Origin of the sequence: Palleronia sp., assembly GCF_042089775.1 — a bacterium.
GTDB lineage: Bacteria > Pseudomonadota > Alphaproteobacteria > Rhodobacterales > Rhodobacteraceae > Palleronia.
Map to the genome: position 1 here is coordinate 21,735 of NZ_JBELKF010000022.1, position 24,135 is coordinate 45,869.

Consider the following 24,135-nt stretch of genomic DNA (forward strand, 5'->3'; position numbering starts at 1 on the left):
AGCGACAGTTTGACAGGAAACGGAACGATCGTCGCACGTCTGTTGCGCGCAGAGGCGACGCTCGCGCGGATCGAGCTTGGTCTCTCGGCCGTGCTTCTGACTGCGATGCTGGCCTGGATGGCCGCCGCGGCGCTGGCGCGGTCCGCCGGCCGCCCCCTGATCTGGAGCGACGAATTGTCGATCTACCTTGTCGCGGGCTCGGCCTTTTTCGCGGCCTCGGCGGCGCTGGCGCGGGGCAAGCACATGACAGTGGACATCGTCTCGCGTCGCATGGGGCAGCGGTTCCGCCGCACTGTGGACGCGGTGCTTCTGCTGGCCGTGACGGTGTTCGCGGGCTGCCTGTGGATATGGCTGGACCCCGTGGGCCTCTTGCGCTTCGGCGGGCAGGACCTGGCGCGCGAGACGGCGAACTTCGTCTATTCCGAACCGACCATGACCCTTGGCGTCCCGAAGGTCTGGTTCTGGCTGCCCATGGTCCCCGCGACGGTTGGCGCCATGCTGCACATGGTGGCGCGAATGATCCGGGGCGGGCCATGCTGAGCCTTCTGACCTTCGCGCTTCTTCTGCTTCTGGGGATGCCGGTGGCCTTCGCGATGATTTGCGGCGCGGTGCTGCAGATCGTGCTGGGGGGCAACGCGGTCCTGCTTCTCAGCCTCCCGCAGCAGCTCTATGCCGGGATGGAAAGCTATGGACTGCTTGCGCTGCCGATCTTCATCCTGCTGGGCGAGCTGATGAACGCCAGCGGCGCAGGCCGCCGGCTGTTCGCGCTGGCCGAGCTGTGCATCGGCCGGACGCGTGGCGGTCTGGCGCAGACGACTTTGCTTGCCAATGCGCTGATGGCGGCGGTGCTGGGTTCGACCATCGCGCAGATCACGCTGATGTCGCGTCTCGCCGTCCCCGAAATGGAGCGGGCGGGCTATCCGCGCGATATGGCCGCCGCCATCACGGCCGCGGGCGGCCTGCTGGCGCCGGTCCTGCCGCCGTCGATGCTGCTCATCGTCTATGGGGTGATCGCGCAGGTGCCGATAGGCGACCTCTTCCTCGCCGGTGTGGGGCCGGGATTGGCGATGCTGGGCGTCTTCGCTGCGATCACGTGGTGGTCGTCTGCACATGGTTCCGCCCCCGCGCCGCGCGGGGCTGCTGCGGCGAACCCGGGGCGGACCGCGGCTGCGGCGCTGCCGGCGCTGGCGGTGCCCGGCGCGATGATCGGGGCGATCCTGCTGGGCTACGCGACGCCGGCCGAAGCGGGCGTGGTCGCCATCGCGGCTGTCCTGCTGCTGGGCCTTGGCCTCTACCGCGAGATGTCCCTGCCCGACATCTGGCGCGCCCTGCTGTCGACGGCCCTGACGACCGGCACGATCCTGTTTCTCGTGGCGGCCGCGGGTCTCTATGCCTGGGTTGCCGCGTGGGAGGGGCTGCCGGCGACCGTCTCGACCTGGCTGGCGGGACTGTCGGACAACCCGATCGTCTTTCTCGGGCTCGTGAACCTGTTGCTGCTGGGCATGGGAATGATCTCGGACCCGCTGCCGTGCCTGATCCTCGTCGTGCCCGTGCTCTTGCCCGTGGCGACCGACATCTACGGGATCGACCCCGTCCATTTCGGGCTGATCGCCTGCATCAACCTGACGGTCGGCCTGCTGACGCCCCCCGTGGGCGTGGGGCTGTTCACGGCGGCCATGCAGAACGACGTGCCCGCAGACCGCCTCGCGCGGCTGGTCCTGCCGTACCTTGCGGGCGTGCTTGGCGTGCTTGCCGTTCTCGTCCTGTGGCCCGGTCTTGCGCTGGGTCTTCTCGCGTTCTTCCGATGACCAAGAGGAAACTCACATGAAACAGAGCCTCGCCATCCTCGCGCTTGCCCTCGCGACCGCTCTTCCCGCGGTTGCCGAAGAGTACCGCCTTGGCCTGATCACGCCGCCGTCCCACCAATGGACCAAGACGGCCGAGACGATCGCCGAGGACGTGGCGGCGGCGACCGACGGCCGCGTTGAGCTTCTCGTGATGCCATCGGGCCAGCTGGGCAACGAGGCCCGGATGTTGCAGCAGCTCCAGACCGGGGCCATCGATTTCGCCATGCTGACCGCGGCGGAGTTCGCGAACCGCGACCCCGACTTCGGCATCTTCTACGCGCCCTACATCGTCGAGGACATCGAAGGGGCGGGCCGCCTGCTGAGCGGTGACGTCGCGCATACGCTGCTGGGTCGCATGTCCGATTTCGGACTGCACGGCCTGGCTTGGGGCACCGCGGGAATGCGACAGGTGGTGACCCGCGACGAGGCCGAGACGGTCGAAGATCTTTCCGGGCTACGCATCCGGACGGTGCCACTGGCGCCCGAAATGGACTTCTGGCGCGAAGCCGGAGCGGTCGCCACGCCCATGCCGCTGCCCGCGCTCTATGATGCCTTCGCGAATGGCCAAGTCGATGCGATGCAGATCGACCACGAGGGAACGTGGAACTCGGGCTATTGGCGTCACGCAAGTACCATTCTGGATTCGCGGCACATGATGTTTCCCATGGCCGCCGTCGCGTCGGGGCGCAAATGGCAGGTGCTGACCGAGGAAGACCGCGCAACCGTCGCGCAGATCTTCGACGAACGCATCGCCGAGATGGTCGATCTCTACGCCGAGATCGACGAGACGAACCTGGAGAACCTGCGCGATACCGGTCTTCCAGTCCTGTCGGTCGGACGTGACTGGTTCGGCTTGGCGGTCGATGCTTGGTACGAGGACTGGCGCGAGAAGGCGCCCCTTCTGGCTGACCTCGAGGCCGAGGCGGCGCGATGAACGTGCGCGGGCTGATCCTTGCGATCGTTCTGCCCGTTGCGGCCGTGGCGCAGCCGGTGCAGACGCCGCTGGGGCCAACCATCCTCGAGACGGGGTCGGACTTGTTTGCTGTCGACGCGTTCACCATCGCCGGAGCGGGGCAGGGCGCGGACTACGAGATCGGTGTCCTGACCCCGCGCCGCACGCCCCCGGCCGACGGGTTTGCGGCGCTCTTCCTTCTCGACGGGCAGGCCGCGCTCGAAGTGCTGACGCCGGATTTCCTGGCGACGCTTGATCCTGATGCGCTGCCCGTGGTCGTCTCGGTCGGCTACGATACCGACCGCCGCTTCGCCTCGGAAGAGCGGGCGCGCGACTACACCCCTCCCGACGCCGGCGGAGCGCCGCTTGCCGACCCGCGCGGCCGGCCTGGCGGGCAGGCGCCTGCGTTTTTGGACCTCCTGACCTCGGAAGTCGTGCCGCGGGTCGAGGGTCTGGCGCCAATCGACGCCGACGATCTGACGCTCTGGGGGCACTCCTACGGCGGCCTCTTCGTCCTCTACGCCGCTGGCACGCCGTCCGCGCCCTTCGCGCATTTCGTGGCGGCCAGCCCGTCCCTGTGGTGGAATGATGGGCGCTACTTCGACCGGACCGTCGGCCGGATGTCTGCGGGAGATTGGCCGGACCAACCGCTCGACCTCCACCGGGGCGAGATGGAACGCGCCCGCGCCAGCACGCCGGGCAACCCGAACGCGCAGAAGCTCGCCCGGATGCGTGCGGCCTTGCGCGAGGACGCATTTGGCACCCTCGCCGCGACCGCACGCGCCGCGGGAATCCCGGGTGAGACGACGATCTTTCCCGGCCTCAGCCACGGAGAAACCTTCCGAGCGTCCATCCGGCACCTGCTGAAAGAGGCGAACTGAGCACCGAAAGATACGGGGACTGCGCCCGTTCCCCCCGCGTCGCACCTGCGGCGCTCCACAGCCACAGCATCGCTGCAGCCGAAGGGCCAAAACCACGCAAGTAGATAGGCTGAAGATGATGAGAATGAACAAAACCCATCAAGCTATGGGCCGGCTGCTTTCGGCGGCGGTAATCCTCGCAGGCTCGATGGCGGTGGCCGAGCCGTTCGACGCCGTCGGCGAGTTCGACGGACGCCTTGGGGCGTCAGGCCCCGATCGCGGGCCGATCGTCGCGGGCAGCACGGCCGAGATCTCGGGCCGCGGCTTCGGCCCAGAGCAGCCCGTCACGCTGCGCCAGAACGGCGAGGATCTGAACGGCGGCGAGCCCTTCACCGCGGATGCCGAGGGCAACCTGACCGCCACCGTGGACATTCCCGAAAGCGCCGAGCCGGGCCTCTACCCCGTCGTCGTGGAACTCGGCGGCGACGCTCCTTATGCGACCATCTTCGATCTGAAGATCGCGAAGGAACTGGGCGAGATCGGCACCGACCGATACGACGTCAGCTCGGCCCCGTCGGTTCGCAACCCCTACCAGGTGGCGGTGACGGAGGACGCGATCTACGTGACCGGCGCCGTCGGGCGTCCGCCGGTCCAGGAAAGCACGCTGGCCAAGGTGGATCCGGAAACGCTGGAGCTTCTGGCCGAAGTGACTCCGTCCAAGGCACCGGCGCGCGAGGATGGCAGCGACGGCGGCGTCTTCGCCGTCTATGGGGTCGGCGTTGCCGAAGAGGCGGGGCAGGTCTGGGTCACGAACACCCGCCAGAATACGATCGCGGTCTACGATGCCGAAGACCTGAGCCTCATCAAGCAGTTCGACCCCGAGACCGTTGGCCACCCCCGTGATGCCGTGGCGCATGACGGCAAGGTCTATGTCTCGGCCACGTTCGAGCCGCGGGTTCATGTCTTCGACACCGGGACGCTCGAAGAGGTGAGGGTGATCGAGCTTGACTCCGCCCGGCGCGGTCAGAACTTTGCCGCGGCGAGCCTTTCGGTTGCGGAACAGGCTGGCAAGCTCTTCGTCTCGTCCCTGCGCAGCGAAGAGGTGGCCGTGGTGGACCTTGCCACCGACACCCAGACGGGCGGCTTCGCCGTGGATAATTCGGTCAACACCATCGGTCTGGCCGCCACGCCCGACGCAACGCGCCTCTATACGGTTGCGCAGGGCAACGACGCGGTGTCGATCATCGATGCCGAAACCGGCGAGACCCTGAGCCAGGTGAATGTGGGCGCGAGCCCTCTGAACGCCGTGGTCGAGCCGACCACCGGCAACGTCTTCATCGCCCTGCGCGAGGCCGACGCGGTGGCCGTAATCTCACCCGAGGGCGAGATCCTGGCGAACCTCGCGATTGGCAGCACCCCGAACCACCTCGCGGTTGATGGATCGGGCGGCGTTTACGTGGTCAACAAGTCGGGTGGCGAGGACGATCCGACCTCCAACCAGATCAGCCACATCACCCCGGCCGAGTGACACGACCGGCGACCGCAGGACCTGCTGCGGTCGCCCCATCCCGAACGGACCAATCGCATGACTCCGCTTTCCCAAACCTGGCCCGATGCGCTCGACACCCGCTACCGCGAGCGGGGCTACTGGCGGGGCGAGACCTTCCCCGCAATGCTTCGCGCGCGTGCAGCCGACCACCCCGACCGCGAGGCGATCACCGACGGCGCCGAGCGCTGGAGCTACGCCGACCTGGACGCCCGCACGCGACGCTTCGGCGCTGGTCTGCTGGCCCTGGGGCTGCATCCGGGCGACCGCGTGCTCGTGCAGATGGGCAACGTGCCCGCCTTCTTCACGGCCGTGTTCGGCCTCTTCGCGGCGGGCATGATCCCGGTCTATGCTCTTCCCGCGCATCGCCGGACCGAGCTTGCCCACCTGGCGACCACGTCCGAGGCGGTCGCGATCGTGACGCAGGACCGCATCGACGGCTTCGACCACGCGAACCTTGCCCTTTCCCTGTCGGGCCTGTCGTACGTGATCGTTGCGGGTGCGGCCCCGGAAGGCGCAATCACAATGGACGTCGTGGAGGGCGACACCGCCACGCTGCCGGCCGATCCCGACCCGCAAGCGGTGGCCTTCCTGCAGATCTCGGGCGGCAGCACCGGACTGCCCAAGCTGATCCCGCGCACGCATGACGACTACATCTATTCGCTGCGCGAAAGCGCCCGGATCTGCGGGCTCGACCGGGACTCGGTCTTCATGGCGACGCTGCCGGTGGCGCACAACTTCACCATGAGCTCGCCTGGCGCCTTCGGTGCCCTCTATGCGCGCACGAGGGTGGTTCTGTCCCCGTCGCCGCGCCCCGAGGTGGCGTTCCCCCTGATCCGGCGTGAGGGCGTGACGATCACCGGCCTCGTGCCGCCGCTGGCGCTGCTTTGGCTCGATGCTGCCGAACGAGAGACACCGGACTTGCCGTCGCTGCAGATCCTGCAGGTCGGTGGCGCCAAGTTCCTGCCCGAAAGCGCCCGCCGGGTGAAGCCGCTGCTTGGGTGCCGACTTCAGCAGGTTTTTGGCATGGCCGAGGGGCTGGTGAACTACACCCGGCTCGATGATCCCGAGGACATCGTGGTGGGCAGCCAAGGCCGCCCGATCAGCCCCGACGACGAGGTTCTGGTCGTCGATGATGCGGGCCATCCGGTGCCGGACGGGGAGCCGGGCAACCTGCTGACCCGCGGACCCTACACGATCCGGTCCTATCACGCTGCGCCCGCGGCAAACGCCCGCAGCTTTACCGAAGACGGGTTCTACAGGACCGGAGATATCGTGGTCCGACTGCCGACGGGTCACCTCGTCGTGCAGGGACGGGCGAACGATCAGATCAACCGCTCGGGCGAAAAGATCTCGGCCGAGGAAGTCGAGGACCTGTTGCTCGGCCACCCGGACGTGTTCGACGCAGTCGTCGTTTCCATCCCCGATGCACGGCTGGGCGAACGCTCCTGCGCGTTCATCCGGCCGAAAGGTGGCCCGCCGCGAGCCGCCGATATTCGCCGCTACATGCGCGGGCGTGAGGTCGCCGCGTTCAAGATCCCAGACGAGATCCGCTTCGTCGATGCGTTCGCCACCACGGCCGTCGGCAAGATCAGCCGCCGGGAACTGCGCGACATGCTGCGGGACGAGGTTCTGGGGGAGCAGACAGCAACAAGTGAGGCAGCCAATGACCGAACCGACCCAGCCCCTGACCCTCGAGACGATGCGGCTCGACATAGCCGAGGCTCTGCGGATTCCGCCCGAGGAGATCGCGGATGACGACCACCTCGGCGATCTGGGCCTAGACTCGGTCGCGCTGATGCAACTGTTGATGCGGTGGGAAGAGGTGCAGCCGTCAATCGAACCCGCCCGGCTCTACGAGGCCGAGACGCTCGCGGAGTGGTGGGCGATCGTGCGGGATGGCCGGGCATGACGGCGCGCTGGCCGTTGACCGAGGCGCAGTCGGGCATCTGGTACGCGCAGCGCCGCGACCCGGAGAGTCCCGTCTTCGTCACCGGGCAGGCGCTCCACATCGATGGGCCGCTCGACGCCGCGGCAATGGCCGACGCCGTCACCGCCCTTGGCCGCGAGGCCGAAAGCCTTGCGATGCGCGTGGCCGACGCGCCTGACGGGCCCGCGCACTGGATCGAGCCGGACGGCGCGCCTGTGCTCGTCCTTCGCGACAGGACCGGCGCCGCCGCGTCGGACGTGGCCGACGAGATCGAGGTCGAAGCGCGGACATCGATGGACCTCACTCGCGGGGCCGTCGCCGGCTTCACGCTATGGAGGCTTGGCCCTCAGCGCCACATCCTGACCGAGCGCATCCACCACATCGCGGCAGACGGACAGGCCATGGTGCAGGTGACCCGGCGTCTCGCCGCACTCTACAACGCGATCGTGACGAACACCGACAGGGGCCAAGCGCTGGCGCCATACGCACGCGCGCTGGAAGAAGAGGCGCGATTTGCCAACTCTCCCGCCCGCCTGCGCCAACGGGATCACTGGCACGCCACGCTGGCTGATCTGCCGCCGGTCGCAAGCATGAGCCGCGGCCCTGCGGGCGGCGACGGCCGCTGGTTCCATCGCGCCAAAACTCTGCTTCCCTCTGATCTGTGCGCTGCGCTGGTGCGCCAGGCAGAGGCGGCGGGTGCGGATTGGACCGAAGTGCTGACCGCGCTGACGGGCGCCTACGTCGCGCGCCATGTGCCGTCAGCCGCGCGGGACGAGGCGGCAGAGGTCGTCCTCGGCATCCCGCTGCAGAACCGCATGGGCCGGGTGGCGCGGGTGCCGGCCACGCGGGTGAACGTCCTGCCGCTGCACCTTGCGATAGATGAGGGCGCGTCCCTGTCCGATTGGCTCTGCGCTGTTTCGGGACAACTCGCGGCCATGCGTCGGAACGCCGGCTACCGCGGCGAGGTTCTGCAGCGCGAACTGGGGCGGATCGGGGCGGGGCGGCGGCTTTGGGGGCCGCTGGTCAACATTCTGCCGTTCGACGCCTGCCCCGAGCTGCATGGCTGCCGCACACGGCTCGAGATCCTCGGCGCGGGATCGGTGGACGACGTGACCTTCTGCTACCGCGGCCATCCCGCATCGGGGCTCGTGCTGCAGGTGGACACGAACACGGCCCTCTATTCGGACGCAGAGACGGCGATCCACGCACGTCGCCTCGCCGCCTTTCTGGGCGCGGCCCTCGACGCACAGCGGCTGGTCGAGGTGCCGACGCTGACGCCGGCCGAGGCGCAGACGCATATCCACGTCCGGAACGCGACCGCGCACGAGGTGCCGGAGACGACCCTGACCGTCCTGATCGAGGCCGGGATGCGCGCCAACCCCGAGGCGCCCGCGCTGAACTGCGGGGACGAGACGCTCACCTACGCGCAACTTGATGCCGAGACCCGCGCCCTCGCGCGGCGGCTGGCGGCGCGGGGGATCGGACAGGGGGATATCGTTGCGGTGGCGCTGCCGCGGTCGATCGAGTTGGTCGTTGCGCTCGTCGGTACCCTGCGTGCGGGGGCCGCGTTCCTGCCCCTCGACCCCGCCGACCAAAGCGCCCGCCGCGAAGGCATCCTGACGCGCAGCCAGCCGGCAGCGCTGATTGCCGAACCGGGTTTCGCCGCCGGCGACCTGCCCCGCCTCGACGCCCGCGCCGCTGGTCCCGAGGCTGATCCGGCGCCGATCCGGCCTACAGATCCGGCCTATGTCCTCTTCACCTCCGGTTCGACCGGTACGCCGAAGGGCGTCGTGGTCGAGCACCGGGCCATCGTGAACCGCCTTCTGTGGATGCGTGACACCTACGACATCGGCCCCGGCGACCGTATCCTGCAGAAGACGCCCCCGATCTTCGACGTCTCGGTCTGGGAGTTCTTTCTGCCGATCCTGGCGGGCGCGATCCTTGTCGTGGCACCACCCGGCGCGCATCGTGACCCCGCCGCGCTGGCCGACCTGATCCGCACGCACCGGATCACGACGCTGCATTTCGTGCCTTCGATGCTTGACCTGTTCCTTTCCGCGCCAGCCTCCGCCGGCCTGAGTGTCCGCCACGTCTTTGCCAGCGGCGAAGTGCTGCCGGCCCGGCTTGCCGAACAGTTCCGCACGCGGATCGACGGCCGACTGCACAACCTCTATGGACCGACCGAGGCGGCGGTCGATGTAACCTCTCACGAGGCGATCGCGGGCGATGCCGGCTTCAGCGTGCCGATCGGCCGACCGGCGTGGAACACGCGGTGCTACCTTTTGGACTCTGCGGGCCGGCCGGTTCCGGACGGCGTACCGGGTCGTCTGCACTTGGCGGGACGGCAGCTTGCGCGGGGGTATCTGGGACAGCCGGAGCTGACCGCCGAACGGTTCTTGCCGGACCCCTTTCATCCGGACGAGCGGATGTACAACACCGGCGACCTCGCCGTCTCGGACGAGGCTGGCGTGTTGACCTTCGTTGGGCGCGCGGACGACCAGATCAAGGTGCGTGGTGCCCGGGTCGAACCGGCCGAGATCGAGCGCGCGTTGATCGACACCGGGATGGTCGAACGGGCGGCGGTCATCCTGCGCGACGGTGCGCAACTCGTCGCTTACGTGGTGCAACAGCGTGAGGGCGACCCGGCCGCAATCCGCGCCGCGCTGGCCGACAGACTGCCGCAGGCGATGGTCCCGGCTCACGTGATCGTCCTGAACCACCTGCCGCTTTCGCCGACGGGCAAGCTCGACCGGAAGGCGCTTCCCGCGCCCAAGGGTGCCGCCGACAGCGACGCGCGCGAGCTGGTGTCCGAAACCGAGCGCCTGCTTGCCCGGCTTTATGCCGAGATCCTGGGCATTCCGGCGGGGGCAACGACGGACTTCTTCCTGGCGGGCGGCGACTCGCTTCGGGCGGTGCGGCTAACGCTCTGCCTCGAGGAAGAGTTGGGCTTCGATCCGGGGCTCGGCACGATCCTCGAGACGCCCGTGCTCGCCGATCTGGCGAAGGTGCTCGAGTCGCGGGATGCGCCGGACCAAGGGCTGGGGCCGGTGATCCGTCTGTCCACCGGAGCAGCTGATGCCGCGCCGGTCTTCGCCGTTCATCCCGCCGGCGGCCTCGCGTGGTGCTATCGAACGCTGGCGCAGGCCTTGGACGATTGGCCGGTGAACGGATTGCAGTCGCCGCTCCTCACTCCGGATGCGCCTGATCCGGTGAGCCTGTCAGACCTCGCCCGGACCTATGTCGATCGGGTCGAAAACACCGCCCCGAATGGTGGCTTCATCTTGCTCGGCTGGTCGCTCGGGGGGATCATCGCCCACGCGATGGCGGCCGAGGCCGAGCGACGCGGGCTGCCGGTCCAGCGTCTGATCTTGCTCGACGCCTACCCGTCCGAGTGCTGGCGCGATCAGCCGGAACCGGACGAGGGGCAGGCGCTGCGCGCGCTCCTCGCCATCGCCGGCTACGACCCCGATGATCATGCGGAACTCGAGACGCCCGAGGCGATCATGGGTTTCCTGAGGCAGGAAGGTCATGCCCTTGGCCAGCTTCCCGTCGCGGTGCAGCGCGGCATCGTACGCTCGGTTCGCGCGACGAATGTCCTGGTGCGTGCGCACCGGGAAGTCGCAGTGCGCACGCCAACCGTCCACGTCGCGGCTTTGCGCGATCAGGCGGGCACACCGCACCACGCCGGGCTCTGGGCGCCCTATACGCGGTCCCTCGCGCGCATCTCGCTTGACTGCCGGCATGCCGATCTCGTCTCGCCCCCGATCACGCCCCATATCGCCGATGCGATCCGTGCCCCGTGGCCGGACCTGATGGCTGCCGAGGAAACCGCCATGTCCTGAGGAGCGCATCGGTTTCAGCTGGCCTTGATCTGGGGCACCTCGGCCGTCACTTTCGCTTCATGGCGTCGAGCAGCGCGTTTCCGAACGAGCCGGTCTCGGTCTTCTTTGGCCCCGGAGAAGAGGTAGTCCGGCCGCCCTTGCCGTCGCGCGGGCGGTTCGCCTCGGGCTTCGGCCGGTCGTTCGCCCCTCCGCCGTCCCGGCGCATGGACAGGCCGATGCGCTTGCGGGGGATGTCGACCTCGACCACGCGGACCTTCACCACGTCGCCGGCCTTGACCACCTCGTGCGGGTCTTTGACGAACCGGTCTGCAAGTTGCGAGACATGAACAAGCCCGTCCTGGTGAACGCCGATATCCACGAACGCGCCGAAGGCAGCCACGTTCGTCACCGTCCCCTCAAGCTGCATGCCGGGCTTGAGGTCCTTGATATCATCCACACCCTCGGCAAAGCTTGCCGTCTTGAAGTCGGGGCGGGGGTCGCGGCCCGGCTTGGCGAGCTCTGACAGGATGTCGCGCACGGTTGGCAGGCCGAACGTGTCGTCTACGAAATCCTCGGGTGAGAGGGCGCGCAGCCGTGCCTCGTCCCCCATCAGCGTCCTCAGATCGGTGCCGCAGGCCTTCACGATGCGCCGAGCGAGGCCGTACGCCTCGGGGTGGACGGCCGAGGCGTCGAGCGGTTCGTCGCCGTCTGCGATCCGCAGGAAGCCGGCGCACTGCTCGAAAGCCTTGGGTCCGAGGCGCGGGACGGCCAGCAGGTCCTTGCGCTTGCGGAAGGCGCCTTTCTCGTTGCGGACGGTGACGATGGCCTCGGCCAGCGCGGGGCCGACGCCCGAGACGCGGGCGAGCAGGGGGGCCGAGGCCATGTTCACATCCACACCGACCGCGTTCACGGCATCCTCGACCACCCCGTCGAGAGCCTGTCCAAGGCGGTGCTGGTCGACGTCGTGCTGGTACTGGCCCACGCCAATCGCCTTCGGCTCGATCTTCACGAGCTCGGCCAGCGGGTCCTGAAGTCGCCGCGCGATCGAGACTGCGCCGCGGAGTGACACATCGAGGCCCGGGAACTCGCGCGCCGCAAGCTCGGAGGCGGAGTAGACCGAGGCACCGGCCTCGGACACGATCACCTTGGTGGGTTTCGTCCCCGGCAGGTTGGACAGCAGGTCGGCCACGAGCTTCTCCGTCTCGCGGCTGCCGGTGCCGTTGCCGATGGCGACCAGCTCGACCCCGTGTTTGCGGATCAAGGTCGCCAGCGTGGCCTGTGTGCCGCGCACGTCGTTCTTCGGCTGGAACGGGTAGACCGTCCCGGTGTCCAGTACCTTGCCCGTCGCATCGACTACGGCGACCTTCACGCCCGTACGGATGCCGGGATCGAGTCCCAGCGTCGGCCGCGCGCCCGCGGGGGCTGCCAGCAGCAGGTCCTTGAGGTTTCGGGCGAAGACGCGGATCGCCTCTTCCTGCGCGCTGCGGCGAAGCTCGGCCATGAGGTCGAGCATCATCGAAAGGCTGAGCTTCGTGCGCCACGTCCAGCCGGCCACGCCGCGCAGCCACACGTCGCCCGGCATATCGCCTGTGATGCCGAGAGCGGCCGAAACCATGCGCTCGGCCTTATCGCGCCCGGTCTCGGGGTCCGGTGCGATGTCGAGGTTCAGCACCCCTTCGGAGCTGCCGCGCATCATGGCGAGCGCACGGTGGCTCGGCACCGCCGACCAGCGCTCGCTATGGGCGAAGTAGTCCGAGAACTTGGCGCCCTTCTCCTCTTGCCCCTCGACCACGCGGGCAGTCAGGAACGCGTCTTTCTGCATGAATCCTCGCAGCCGGCCGATGAGCCCCGCGTCCTCGGCCAGCCGTTCGGCCAGGATGTCGCGGGCGCCGGTCAGGGCGGCCTTAGTGTCGGGCACATCTTCGGTGATGTAGCCGGCCGCCAGCGTCTCGGGCGAGGCACGCCGATCCGACAGGATCGCGTCGGCCAGCGGCTCAAGCCCGCGCTCGCGCGCGATGGCGGCCTTGGTCCGGCGCTTGGCCTTGAAGGGCAGGTAAAGATCCTCGAGCACCGCCTTTGTCGTGGCCGCCTCGATCTGCGCCCTCAGATCATCGGTCAGCTTGCCCTGCTCGCGAATGCTGCCGAGCACCGTCGCCCGCCGCGCCTCGAGCTCGCGCAGGTAGCCCAGCCGATCCCCGAGGTTGCGCAGCTGCGTATCGTCGAGGCCGCCGGTCGCCTCCTTGCGATAGCGCGCGACGAACGGAACCGTCGCACCGCCATCCAGAAGGGCGATCGCGGCGGTCACCTGATTGGGGCGGGCGCCGATATCGCTGGCGATGAGTCGAACAATCTGGGCGGAAGCATCGGAGGGCATCGGTGATCCAGGCAAAGGGAGAGGACGGGATCTTTAACCCGCCCCGAAGCCGGCGCCAACTACCGAACCGGTCACCCCAGCGCCCTGGGGTGATCGGGACAATCCGGAGCCGATGAGTCCACGCTTCCGCCTCGACGGCTCTGGCGGGAAGAGTCAGGCGTGGGCGGCCGTTCTCTCCATCCATTCCTTGTGGCGCTTCTCATCCGCCAGGGCCTTTTCGACCATGGGAAGCATCTTCGGCGGCAGCTCCTGGTTGCTGGCCGCGTTCGAGTAGGCCGCGACGGTGTCGCTTTCGTTGCTGCTCATCGCCTTTAGGATCGCGCCGTCACCGCCGGCCATGTCGGCAAGCTTGACCTTCCCGGTCGTCAGCATCTGCTTGATGTCGCCCTCGGTCGGAGCCGTCACCCCATGTTCCGTGGCGAAGAGGTTCAGCTCCTGGAGGTGCTGCTGATGGTCGTTCCTGAAGCTTTCGATCTGCGCGCGGTATTCCGGGCTCTCCAGTCGCGCGATGACCGTGTCGTAGGCCGCGATGGCGTCATGTTCGAGGATCATGCAGTTCTCGATCAGTTTCGCTGCACTGGTTTCCTGTCCGACTGTCGTCACCATTGTTTCGCTCCTTGAAATGAAAGTTGTCAGGAAAACGAGTGCGGTGCGCGAATGTTCCGGGATGCCGGGGCAGCCTCCCGTGCCGGCGGCGGACCGCTTATCCGCGGTGCGTGATCCGACCCTGGAACGGGGCAGGCCGGGCGGTTGCCGAAAAAACTGGCGCGACACGAGGATTTCGCCTCAATGTGGGGCAAGCGGGGTCGCCTCAGCGGGTGCCTGACCGCTCAGGATCCCGCCCGCCTCGCGGTTCAGTAGGGTCGGACGGTGAAAAGAGAAGGGTAGCCATGAAGATCAGTATCTGGAGCGAAGGGATCCATCCGGGCCGCTTGCCCGAGGCGCAGTTGATTGCGAACTTGAGTGATCTTCATCCTCCGCTGGATGCGCACGAGGCCATGGTCGCGGCCGACCGCTGCTATTTCTGCTACGACGCGCCCTGCGTCACCGCCTGTCCGACCGCAATCGACATTCCGCTGTTCATCCGCCAGATTTCGACGGGCACGCCCGAGGCGGCCGCGCGCACGATCTTCGATCAGAACATCCTGGGCGGCATGTGCGCCCGCGTCTGCCCGACCGAAACCCTGTGCGAAGAGTCCTGCGTCCGCGAAATCGCCGAGGGTCGCCCGGTCGAGATCGGCCGCTTGCAACGCTATGCCACCGACACGCTCATGGCGGCCAACGCGCATCCGTTCAGCCGCGCCGCGCCGACCGGCAAGCGCGTCGCCGTGGTGGGCGCGGGCCCGGCGGGCCTGTCCTGCGCTCACCGGCTGGCGATGCTGGGCCACGAGGTCGCGCTGTTCGACGCGGCGGCCAAGCCCGGCGGTCTGAACGAATACGGCATCGCCACCTACAAGACCCCCAACAACTTTGCCCGCGCCGAGGTCGACTGGCTGATGGGCATCGGCGGGATCGAACTGCACACCAGCGAAACGGTCGACGTGAATCGGCTGTCGCAACTGCGCAAGACGTTCGACGCGGTGTTCCTCGGGATCGGGCTCGGCCATGTGAACGCCCTGACGCTCGACGATATCGAGCGGCCCGGTGTCGAGGATGCGGTGGCCTTCATCGCCCGGCTGCGCCAGTCGGACCCGTCCACGGTGGCGATCGGGCGCGACGTGATCGTCGTGGGGGGCGGCATGACGGCCGTGGACGCGGCGGTGCAGGCCAAGCGGCTGGGCGCGCTGAACGTGACGCTCGCCTATCGCGGTCCGCGAGACCGGATGAAGGCCTCGCGCTATGAACAGGATCTCGCGGCGCAGGACGGGGTGAACATCCTGACCGATGTCGCCCCGGTCGAACTGCACGGATCGCCGCTGGAGGCCGTTTCCTTCGCGCAGCCCACGGGGGACATCGTCACGATCCCCGCCGACCAGCTTTTCCTTGCTATCGGGCAGGTGCTGGCCCCCGTCGAGGCTCCGGCCGTCGAGGACGGACGCATCGCCATAGGTGAAACCGGCCGGACCTCTCTCGGGCATGTCTGGGCCGGGGGCGATTGCACGAACCGGGGCGAGAACCTGACCGTCACCGCCGTCGCGCAGGGCCGCGACGCCGCCATGGATATCCACGCGACCCTGATGGAGCACGCAAATGGCTGACCTGACCACCAATTTCGTGGGCATCAAGTCGCCCAACCCGTTCTGGCTGGCCTCGGCGCCGCCCACCGACAAGGAATACAACGTCCGCCGCGCATTCGACGCCGGCTGGGGCGGCGTGGTGTGGAAGACGCTGGGCCTCGACCCCCATGTCGTGAACGTCAACGGCCCCCGCTACGGCGTGATCCACGGTGCCGACCGGCGGGTGCTCGGCATCAACAATATCGAGCTGATTACCGACCGCCCGCTCGAGGTGAACCTGCGCGAGATCAAGCAGGTCGTGCGCGACTATCCCGACCGGGCCATGGTCGTGTCGCTCATGGTGCCGTGCGAGGAAGAGCCGTGGAAGATGATCCTGCCGTTGGTCGAGGATACCGGCGCGCACGGGGTCGAGCTGAACTTCGGCTGCCCCCACGGGATGAGCGAGCGGGGCATGGGCTCGGCCGTGGGGCAGGTGCCCGAATATATCGAGATGGTGACGCGCTGGGTGAAGCAGAACACCCGGATGCCCGTGATCGTGAAGCTGACGCCCAACATCACCGACATCCGCAAACCGGCCGAGGCCGCCAAGCGCGGCGGGGCCGACGCGGTATCCCTCATCAACACGATCAACTCGATCACGAGCGTCGATCTGGACCTCTTCGCGCCGGAGCCGACCATCGACGGCAAGGGCGCCCATGGCGGCTATTGCGGCCCGGCGGTGAAGCCCATTGCGCTGAACATGGTGGCCGAGATCGCCCGCGACCCGGAACTGGGAGGCATCCCCATCAGCGGAATCGGCGGTGTGACGACATGGCGCGATGCGGCCGAGTTCATGGCGCTGGGCGCGGGGTCGGTGCAGGTCTGCACGGCGGCGATGACCTACGGCTTCAAGATCGTGCAGGAGATGGTCTCGGGCCTGTCGCAGTATCTCGACGAGCGCGGCATGGTGATGGACGACCTGATCGGACGCGCCGTGCCGAACGTGACGGACTGGAAGCACCTCAACCTCAACTACGTGACCAAGGCGCGGATCGACCAGGACCTGTGCATCAAGTGCGGCCGCTGCTACGCTGCCTGCGAGGACACCTCGCACCAGGCGATCGCGATGAACCCCGGCCGCGTGTTCGAGGTGAAGGACGACGAGTGCGTCGCGTGCAACCTGTGCCTCGATGTCTGCCCGGTCGAGAATTGCATCACGATGGAGCAGCTCTCGCCCGGCACGGTCGATCCGCGCACCGGCAAGGTCGTCCAGGCGGAGCCGGCCGACTGGACCACCCACCCCCACAATCCCAGCGCCGTGGCCGCAGAATGACAGCACCCGACAGCAACCTGACGATCAACGCCGACCGGCTGTGGGACAGCCTGATGGAGATGGCAAAGATTGGCCCCGGCGTGGCGGGCGGCAACAACCGCCAGACCCTGACCGACGAAGATTCCGAAGGCCGCGCCCTGTTCCAGTCGTGGTGCGAGGCGGCGGGCATGACCATGGGCCTCGACACGATGGGCAACATGTTCGCCCGCCGCGAGGGGACCGAGGATCTGCCGCCCGTCTATGTGGGCAGCCACCTCGACACCCAGCCCACGGGCGGGAAATACGACGGCGTTCTGGGCGTCCTCGGCGGGCTGGAACTGGTGCGCACGCTGAACGACCTCGACGTGAAGACCCGCCACCCCATCGTCGTCACCAACTGGACGAATGAAGAGGGCACGCGCTTTGCCCCGGCGATGCTGTCATCGGGCGTCTTCGCCGGCATCCACGAGCAGGACTGGGCCTACGGGCGCACCGACGCTGCGGGTAAGACCTTCGGCGACGAGCTTCAGCGCATCGGCTGGAAGGGCGACGAGCCGGTGGGCCAGCGCAAGATGCGCGCCTTCTTCGAGTTGCATATCGAGCAGGGGCCGATCCTTGAGGCCGAGGGCGACGAAATCGGAGTCGTCACCCATGGGCAGGGGCTGTGGTGGCTCCAGATCACGCTGACTGGCAAGGATGCGCATACCGGATCGACCCCAATGCCGATGCGCAGGAACGCGGGGCTGGGGATGGCGCGAATCCTCGAACGGGTGCACCAGATCGCGATGGAGAACCAGCCCGACGCCGTGGGCGCGGCGGGCCATGTGGACGTCTATCCCAACTCGCGCAACGTGATCCCCGGCAAGGTGGTGTTCACCGTCGATTTCCGCTCGCCCGACCAGGACAAGCTCGACGGGATGAAGGCGCGGCTGGAAGCCGAAGCGCCCGAAATCGTCGCCGAACTGGGCCTCGGGATCGAGATCGAGATCGCCGGTCATTTCGACCCGGTCACCTTCGACGAGGGCTGCGTGGCCGCCGTGCGCAATGCCGCCGAGCGGCTGGGTTACAAGCACCGCGACATCGTCAGCGGGGCGGGGCACGACGCCTGCTGGATCAATCGGGTGGCACCGACTGCGATGGTCATGTGCCCCTGCGTAGACGGCCTGTCTCACAACGAGGCCGAGGAAATCACCAAGGACTGGGCCAAGGCCGGGGCAGATGTTCTGCTGCATGCCGTGGTGGCGACGGCGGAGATCGTCCCGGAATGACGTGGGACGGAAAGAAGATCGTCGGGCTTCGGGACCAGACGGTCGGAGAAAACGCCGCTCTCTACGAATTCCTTCTGCTACCCGAAGAGCAGGTCGTGCGCGAATTCAAGAGCGTCCGAGACTGCCTCATCTGCACGGACAGGCGCGTGATCTCGATCGACGTTCAGGGGCTGCGCGGCAAGAAGAAGGAATTCGTGTCCATCGCATACGCATCGGTCACCGCGTTCTCGGTCGAGACCGCCGGGACGTTCGACTTGGATTCGGAGTTGAAGATCTGGCTTTCAGGCATGGGGCTGGTTCAGTTCGAATTTCTGAAGGGCGCGGATGTGATGCCTTTGATTTCCCTGCTCTCAAAAGCTACGATTGGAGCGAAGTAAGATGTCCACCGTCATCAAGAACGGCACCCTCGTCACCGCCGACCGCATGTGGGAGGCCGACATCCTGATCGAGGGCGAGACCATCGCCCGCATCGGCACCGACCTGACCGGCGACGAGGTGATCGACGCCGAGGGCGCCTACGTCATTCCCGGCGGCATCGATCCGCACACCCACATGCAGATGCCCTTCATGGGCACCGAGGCTGCCGAGACGTTCGAAACCGGCACCCGCGCCGCCGCTGCCGGTGGCACGACCATGATCATCGACTTCTGTCTTCCGGGCGAGGATGGGTCGATCAAGAACGCGATCGAGACGTGGCACAAGAAGTCGCGCGACCAGATCTGCGTCGACGTCGGCTACCACATGGCCATCACCGGTTGGAACGAACAGATCTTCAACGAGATGAAGGACGCCGTCGACATGGGCGTCAACTCGTTCAAGCACTTCATGGCGTACAAGGGCGCCCTGATGATCGACGACGAGGAGATGATTGCCTCGTTCCGCCGTTGCAAGGAGCTGGGCGTGCTGCCGATGGTCCATGCCGAGAATGGCGACCTTGTCGCCGAGGCGCAGGCGCGGCTCTTGGCCGACGGGATCACCGGCCCCGAGGCGCACAGCTATTCCCGCCCGCCCGAATTCGAGGGCGAGGCGGCGAACCGCGCGATTACCATCGCCGATGCGGCTGGCACGCCTTTGTATATCGTTCATGTATCCTGCGAGCAGGCGCACGAGGCGATCCGCCGGGCGCGGCAAAAGGGGATGCGCGTCTATGGCGAGCCGCTGATCCAGTTTCTGACGCTGGACGACAGCGAGTACCAGAATCCGGATTGGGACCATGCCGCGCGCCGGGTGATGTCTCCGCCCTTCCGCGGGAAAGAGCATCAGGAAGGGCTCTGGGCGGGGCTTCAGGCGGGCTCCTTGCAGACGGTCGCGACCGACCACGCGGCCTTCTCAAGCGAGCAGAAGCGGCGGGGCCGGGACGACTTCACGATCATCCCGAACGGCACCCATGGGCTGGAAGAGCGGCTTGCCCTGCTCTGGACCCACGGGGTTGAGACCGGGCGCCTGACGCCGCAGGAATTCGTTGCGGCGACCTCGACCAACGCGGCCAAGATCTTCAACATCTATCCCAGGAAGGGCGCACTGGTCGAAGGCGCGGATGCCGACATCACGGTCTGGGACCCCAAGATCAAGCGGACCCTGTCGGTGTCGAACCACCAGTCTATCCTGGACTACAACATCTACGAGGGGTGGGAGGTCACCGGCCAGCCACGCTACACCCTGTCGCGGGGTGAGGTCGTCTGGGCGTGGGGGCAGAACAGCTCTCCGCGGCCGGGCAGGGGCCGGTTCGTCCCGCGTCCGCCCTTCAGCGCGCCGGCGAAGGCTCTGTCCAAGTGGAAGGCGCTGACTTCGCCCCGCGCGGTGGCGCGCGATCCCATGAACATTCCGGCGGGCGTCTGACCCCGGCGCTACCGCGCCAGCATCTCGTTCGCGCGTTTGGCAATCCAGTCTGCCGTCAGGTCGGGTTGAGTGATCGGTAGCAGATGTCCGCCAGAAACGAGATCGATCGTGGCTGCGGGGATTTCGGCCGCGGTCTGCTCGCCCTGTGTGGCAGGGTTGAGGATCGCGTCCTCACGCCCGTAGAGGATCGCGACCCGGGTCGTCATGGACGGGTAGGCGGCTGCGATTGCGATCATGTCGCCTGTGCCAAGCGTGGCTTCTGCGGACATTGCGCGAAACATGCGCGGCCGGGCCGACAGGAGCCCTCCGCCCTCGATCGCGAACCACGTGGGGGGCTCTTCCGGCGCAAAGGCTTGGCGCATGGTGCGGGGCCCGCGCAGCAATGCGGTGGGGGACGCAATGGTGTAGGACAGGGCGGTGCGCAGGCGCTCGTTCGGAATGACGAGCGAGCGGAACGGCTCGATCATCTGCTCGAGATGCCGGGTGAGCGGTGCGACGAGGGCGAGGCCAGCGAACCGCTCCGGTGCCCTCTGCGCCAAGATGAGAGCGAGCGCGCCGCCAAGGCTGTGACCGACAAGGACGGGCCTGCGGATGTCGAGCGCGTCGAGGGCTGCGACAAGGATCTCGGCTTGCCGGCTAATCGTCAACTCATCTGTCTGCGGGTTGGGATAGCCCATGCCTGGGCGGTCGATCGCGATCAGCCTGAAGCGGTCCGACAAGCGCGGCTCGAGCGTCGCGGTCAGGGTGCGCATCTGCGCCCCGGCGCCGTGGATCAGGACGATTGGCGGCCCGTCGCCCACGTCGCGGTAGTGCAGGCGCGCGCCGTCAACCGTGACGAAGCGGCCGATGGGCGGCACCCATAGCCGTCCCGCTGCCGTCAGCAGGCCGGTGGTAAGGACGGGTAGCAGGATCAGGATCGCGAGGACGATCAGAATTCCAGTCATCTGCAGTCCTTTATCCGCTAAGGCCGTCGGCCCACCGTTGATTCAAGGTGAGGATAGCACCTGCCTGGGTGCAAGCACGTCACATAGGAGGCATCGCTTCTCTGGGCGGGCAGCTAGAGCTTGCATGCGGTGTGGTGCGTGATAATGCGGTATAATGCAATACTCTGCTGGGGCGCGCGAGTGAGCGACACGGATCTGAACACACCTGAAGCAAGACAGGCCATGCTCGAGGATCGAGTGGCTCGGGGACTTTCGTTGAGCCTGACCGCGCTGGTAGCGGAGTTCGGGATCTCTGCCGATACCGCGCGGCGCGACCTTCTGGCTCTGGAGGCGCGCGGCGTCTTGCGGCGGGTGCGGGGCGGAGCGCTTCCGGTGGCGCGGCCAGCTGCGCCGATGGCGTCGCGCATGCAGGGCGCGGATGACGCAGCCGAAGCCATCGCGGCCGCAGCTCTTGCCCTGGTCGAAGACGGGATGGTCCTGATGCTTGATGGTGGCACGACCGTGCTGCGCCTCGCCCGGGTGCTGCCGCCGCTGCCGCGCGGGCTGATCGTGACGCCTTCGCCAGCCGTCGCCATAACGACAATGGGTGCCGGAACGCCGACCTACCTTGTCGGAGGGCGTCTTTCTCCATTCGGCGGGATTGCGGTCGGCCGGACGGCCGAGCAAGCCGTCGAGGCCGTGGCGGCCGACTTGGCGCTGCTCGGTGCCTGCGGACTGGATGCGGGGTTCGGCCTTTCGGCCGACGACGCCGATGAGGCGGCGGTGAAGGCCGCCATGATCGGTGCGAGCGCACGCACCGTAGTCCTGACCGGGGCGGCCAAGATTGGCAGGCGTGCCCGGCATCGCGTGGTGGCCTGCGAGGCGCTCGACCTGCTGGTCACCGACGCGAGCGCGGGGCAAACCGCGGCGATCGAAGAATCCGGGCTGGAGGTGCGTCATGCCTGATATCAGAACTCCGTGGCGCGCGGTCGCCGCCGCCTTTGCACTGAACGGTATCCTGTTGGGCACGTGGGCCTCGCGCATCCCTGCCGTGGTCGAGCGTCACGGCCTTGGCGAGGCAGGGCTGGGCGCGGTCCTTCTGTCCATGGGGATCGGCGCGCTCGTCTCCTTTCCGTTGGCCGGGCGGCTGTCGGACGGGGTGGGTGCGGTGCGCGTCACCCGGTGGATCGCTGTGGGCTACCTGACGACGCTCGTCTTGGTAGCGTTGGCGCCGGGGCCGGTCTGGCTGGCCGCCGCGCTGTTCTTCTTTGGCGGAACGCACGGGGCGATGGACGTGTGCATGAATTCATGGGCGACCGAGGTCGAGAAGACGTCGCGCCGGTCGGTCATGTCGTCCTTCCACGCGATGTGGAGCTTTGGGGCGGGCATCGGCGCGGGGCTCGGCTTTGCTGCGGTCCATTTCTCCTTGCCGGTCGCGGTGCATTTCACGGGCGTTGCCGGGCTTGCGGCGGTGCTTTTCGGGCCGTTCATGGCGTTCCGGTGGACCTCGCATACGCGCCCGCGCAACGCGACCGACGCCGTCTTCGTCCTGCCGCGCGGGCCATTGCTGCTGGTGGGGATGATCGCGCTCGCCTCGGGTCTGGGGGAGGGCGCGATGGCGGACTGGAGCGCAATCTTCCTCACCGACGTCACGGGCGCGGGCGAGGCATCTGCCGCGTTGGGATACGCCGTGTTCTCGGTCACGATGGTCGCGATGCGGCTGACCGTGGACCGGCTGGTGACGCGGTTCGGTCCGGTTCGAATGGCGCGGGCAAGCGGTCTGATCGCGGCGTCGGGACTCATCCTCGCAATCGTGCCGGAGACGCTCGCGGCCGCGCTTGTCGGATTCGCCTTCATGGGGATCGGCTATGCGGCGCTGATCCCACTGGCGTTCAGCCGGGCCGCGTCCGATCCGCATGTCCCGCCGGGGCAGGGCATCGCGGCGGTCGCCACGCTTGGATACGGCGCGCTTCTGATGGGGCCACCCCTCATCGGACTGGTGGCCGAGGCGAGCTCGTTGCGCTTGGCCTTCGCAGGGCTTGCTGCGGTTGCCGTGATGGTCTCGGCGCTTGCCCCGATCCTGTCGCGCGTGCCGCAGGGGGCGGCCCGGATCGCATGAAAAAGGCCCGCCGATCTGGCGGGCCTTGCACCACGAAATTCCGTCGCCTCAGTTGCCTTCTTCGAAGACGCCGCAAGCGATACGGTCACCCGAGTCGCCAGCGGGCTGGCTGATGTAGTCGTCGGCGCCCGCGTGCACCACGAAGGCCGAGCCGTCGCTGTCGAAGATCTGGTCTTCGATGTTGAGGTTCGGCACAAAGTACTCGACGTTCAGCGCGCCGGTGTCGTCGACGATGCCATTGGGCAGGTCGCCCGGGTGGGGGCCGTTCTCGGCAAAGACGCCGTGCTCGGCATCGCCCGCGATATGACCGCCGGCCGAGGTGAAGTCTTCGGCCGAGCAGTCGCCCGTCTCGTGCAGGTGGATGCCATGGGCGCCCGATGGCACTCCGTTCAGCGCGACGATGACGAGCGGAACGCCCGAGAGGGTCTCGTTGATGGTGACGGTGCCGACCTGGTTGCCGTCACGGTCCTCTACGCTGGCGCGCGCAGCGGTGACAAAGCCAGCGTCCTGGGTGGCTGTGGCTTCAGCGGCATTCTCTGCCTCGCCGCTTTCCTGTTGGGCCATGGCCGGCATGGCCGTTATGGCGGCGACCGACAAGGTGCCAAGAAGTGTACGTAGCATGACGGAGCATCTCCGGGTTTTGGGTCATGTGGTGGATCAACCATCACCGCCGGGGCCGGTTCCGCTTGCCGCCCGGCGGGCTGCCCCTGTATGGAACAGGTCGAGCGGTCCCATAGCTCAACTGGATAGAGTGCCAATAATCCCCTACTACCTACCACATGTGTGTAAGTACTCCTCGTGGAGAAATTTAGGTGGTATACCTACCGCGTCCGTACCACGTTGACTGGAAGGCATTACGAGGATACGGATCCGCAGGTGTGCCCACGTAATTCAACTGGATAGAATATCCGACTTCTAATCGGGCTGTTGGGGGTTCGAGTCCTCCCGTGGGCACCACTTTCGCATTCTTTGCCAATGACCCATAACCTTGCACGTTTGGACGGTTTCATGCACGCCCCCTGTCAAGATAAATATGCTGGCAAGCGGGTGGGAAATGCATAATGGCTGATACTTTGGGAATTTTCTTGCATCAGTTGCAGTCTTAGGCTCTGGACTCATAACCAGAAGATGATGGTAGCGGCGAGGGCGATGGCCGAGAGGAAGACTTTTGGGCTTCGGTCATAACGC

The 24,135-nt window shown here is 67.3% G+C and carries 19 protein-coding genes and 1 tRNA gene; 16 read left to right on the forward strand and 4 right to left on the reverse strand.

Going from position 1 to position 24,135, the window contains the following annotated elements; translation table 11 throughout:
* Positions 1–9: 9 nt before the first annotated feature.
* The 8 genes from ACFDS3_RS07970 to ACFDS3_RS08005 all read left to right on the forward strand — a co-directional run bounded on the left by ACFDS3_RS07970 (position 10) and on the right by ACFDS3_RS08005 (position 10,977).
* Positions 10–540, forward strand: a complete 531-nt coding sequence (locus ACFDS3_RS07970; RefSeq protein ID WP_375261821.1) for a TRAP transporter small permease — start codon at positions 10–12, stop codon at positions 538–540.
* Positions 534–1,808 (forward strand): TRAP transporter large permease, encoded by a 1,275-nt coding sequence (locus ACFDS3_RS07975; RefSeq protein ID WP_375261822.1) that lies wholly within the window; start codon positions 534–536, stop codon positions 1,806–1,808. Before ACFDS3_RS07970 ends, ACFDS3_RS07975 begins: the two co-directional genes overlap by 7 nt.
* 16 nt (positions 1,809–1,824) lie before the next feature.
* Positions 1,825–2,781: a TRAP transporter substrate-binding protein gene (locus ACFDS3_RS07980; RefSeq protein WP_375261823.1), complete on the forward strand. Its 957-nt coding sequence runs from the start codon at positions 1,825–1,827 to the stop codon at positions 2,779–2,781.
* The gene (locus ACFDS3_RS07985) at positions 2,778–3,680 is read left to right on the forward strand and encodes an alpha/beta hydrolase (protein WP_375261824.1); all 903 of its coding nucleotides are present in this window, start codon (positions 2,778–2,780) and stop codon (positions 3,678–3,680) included. Before ACFDS3_RS07980 ends, ACFDS3_RS07985 begins: the two co-directional genes overlap by 4 nt.
* 124 nt (positions 3,681–3,804) lie before the next feature.
* A complete protein-coding gene (locus ACFDS3_RS07990) occupies positions 3,805–5,187 on the forward strand; it encodes an ATP-binding protein (protein WP_375261825.1) in 1,383 nt (460 codons plus the stop codon).
* A 57-nt stretch (positions 5,188–5,244) separates the two neighbouring features.
* Positions 5,245–6,963, forward strand: a complete 1,719-nt coding sequence (locus tag ACFDS3_RS07995; RefSeq protein WP_375261826.1) for a (2,3-dihydroxybenzoyl)adenylate synthase — start codon at positions 5,245–5,247, stop codon at positions 6,961–6,963.
* Complete coding sequence (locus tag ACFDS3_RS08000; RefSeq protein ID WP_375261827.1) at positions 6,872–7,117, forward strand: phosphopantetheine-binding protein; 246 nt, start codon at positions 6,872–6,874, stop codon at positions 7,115–7,117. The genes ACFDS3_RS07995 and ACFDS3_RS08000 overlap by 92 nt, the downstream gene beginning before the upstream one ends.
* Entirely contained in the window at positions 7,114–10,977 is a 3,864-nt protein-coding gene (locus ACFDS3_RS08005; RefSeq protein ID WP_375261828.1) for an amino acid adenylation domain-containing protein, read from the forward strand. The genes ACFDS3_RS08000 and ACFDS3_RS08005 overlap by 4 nt, the downstream gene beginning before the upstream one ends.
* A gap of 46 nt (positions 10,978–11,023) precedes the next feature.
* Here the strand turns inward: ACFDS3_RS08005 and ACFDS3_RS08010 are convergent, their stop codons facing one another.
* Together ACFDS3_RS08010 and ACFDS3_RS08015 are read right to left on the reverse strand one after the other, a co-directional pair.
* Positions 11,024–13,330, reverse strand: coding sequence for a Tex family protein (locus ACFDS3_RS08010; RefSeq protein ID WP_375261829.1), 2,307 nt, complete (start codon positions 13,328–13,330; stop codon positions 11,024–11,026).
* A 153-nt stretch (positions 13,331–13,483) separates the two neighbouring features.
* On the reverse strand, positions 13,484–13,936 hold the full coding sequence (locus ACFDS3_RS08015; RefSeq protein ID WP_375261830.1) for a ferritin-like domain-containing protein: 453 nt from the start codon (positions 13,934–13,936) through the stop codon (positions 13,484–13,486).
* A 284-nt stretch (positions 13,937–14,220) separates the two neighbouring features.
* On the opposite strand from ACFDS3_RS08015, the gene ACFDS3_RS08020 reads away from it, so the two are divergent.
* Genes ACFDS3_RS08020 through hydA form a run of 5 tightly spaced genes read left to right on the forward strand, consistent with a single transcriptional unit; the run spans position 14,221 to position 19,905 of the window.
* Positions 14,221–15,528 carry an NAD(P)-dependent oxidoreductase gene (locus ACFDS3_RS08020; protein WP_375261831.1) on the forward strand — a complete coding sequence of 436 codons (1,308 nt, stop codon included), beginning with the start codon at positions 14,221–14,223 and terminating at the stop codon, positions 15,526–15,528.
* Entirely contained in the window at positions 15,521–16,819 is a 1,299-nt protein-coding gene (gene preA / locus ACFDS3_RS08025) for an NAD-dependent dihydropyrimidine dehydrogenase subunit PreA (protein ID WP_375261832.1), read from the forward strand. Before ACFDS3_RS08020 ends, preA begins: the two co-directional genes overlap by 8 nt.
* A complete protein-coding gene (locus ACFDS3_RS08030) occupies positions 16,816–18,066 on the forward strand; it encodes a Zn-dependent hydrolase (protein WP_375261833.1) in 1,251 nt (416 codons plus the stop codon). The genes preA and ACFDS3_RS08030 overlap by 4 nt, the downstream gene beginning before the upstream one ends.
* Positions 18,063–18,443, forward strand: a complete 381-nt coding sequence (locus ACFDS3_RS08035; RefSeq protein ID WP_375261834.1) for a PH domain-containing protein — start codon at positions 18,063–18,065, stop codon at positions 18,441–18,443. The genes ACFDS3_RS08030 and ACFDS3_RS08035 overlap by 4 nt, the downstream gene beginning before the upstream one ends.
* Position 18,444: 1 nt before the next feature.
* Positions 18,445–19,905 (forward strand): dihydropyrimidinase, encoded by a 1,461-nt coding sequence (hydA, locus tag ACFDS3_RS08040; RefSeq protein ID WP_375261835.1) that lies wholly within the window; start codon positions 18,445–18,447, stop codon positions 19,903–19,905.
* Positions 19,906–19,913: 8 nt separating this feature from the next.
* Here the strand turns inward: hydA and ACFDS3_RS08045 are convergent, their stop codons facing one another.
* The gene (locus ACFDS3_RS08045) at positions 19,914–20,849 is read right to left on the reverse strand and encodes an alpha/beta fold hydrolase (RefSeq protein ID WP_375261836.1); all 936 of its coding nucleotides are present in this window, start codon (positions 20,847–20,849) and stop codon (positions 19,914–19,916) included.
* Between the two features lie 222 nt (positions 20,850–21,071).
* Here ACFDS3_RS08045 and ACFDS3_RS08050 point away from each other — a divergent pair, with 222 nt between their 5' ends.
* The gene (locus tag ACFDS3_RS08050; RefSeq protein ID WP_375261837.1) at positions 21,072–21,794 is read left to right on the forward strand and encodes a DeoR/GlpR family DNA-binding transcription regulator; all 723 of its coding nucleotides are present in this window, start codon (positions 21,072–21,074) and stop codon (positions 21,792–21,794) included.
* Positions 21,787–22,947 carry an MFS transporter gene (locus ACFDS3_RS08055; RefSeq protein ID WP_375261838.1) on the forward strand — a complete coding sequence of 387 codons (1,161 nt, stop codon included), beginning with the start codon at positions 21,787–21,789 and terminating at the stop codon, positions 22,945–22,947. Before ACFDS3_RS08050 ends, ACFDS3_RS08055 begins: the two co-directional genes overlap by 8 nt.
* A gap of 48 nt (positions 22,948–22,995) precedes the next feature.
* Here ACFDS3_RS08055 and ACFDS3_RS08060 read toward each other — a convergent pair whose 3' ends face one another.
* A complete protein-coding gene (locus ACFDS3_RS08060; RefSeq protein ID WP_375261839.1) occupies positions 22,996–23,568 on the reverse strand; it encodes a superoxide dismutase family protein in 573 nt (190 codons plus the stop codon).
* A gap of 259 nt (positions 23,569–23,827) precedes the next feature.
* Here ACFDS3_RS08060 and ACFDS3_RS08065 point away from each other — a divergent pair.
* Positions 23,828–23,904: transfer RNA gene (locus ACFDS3_RS08065), tRNA-Arg, on the forward strand.
* Positions 23,905–24,135: the final 231 nt, after the last annotated feature.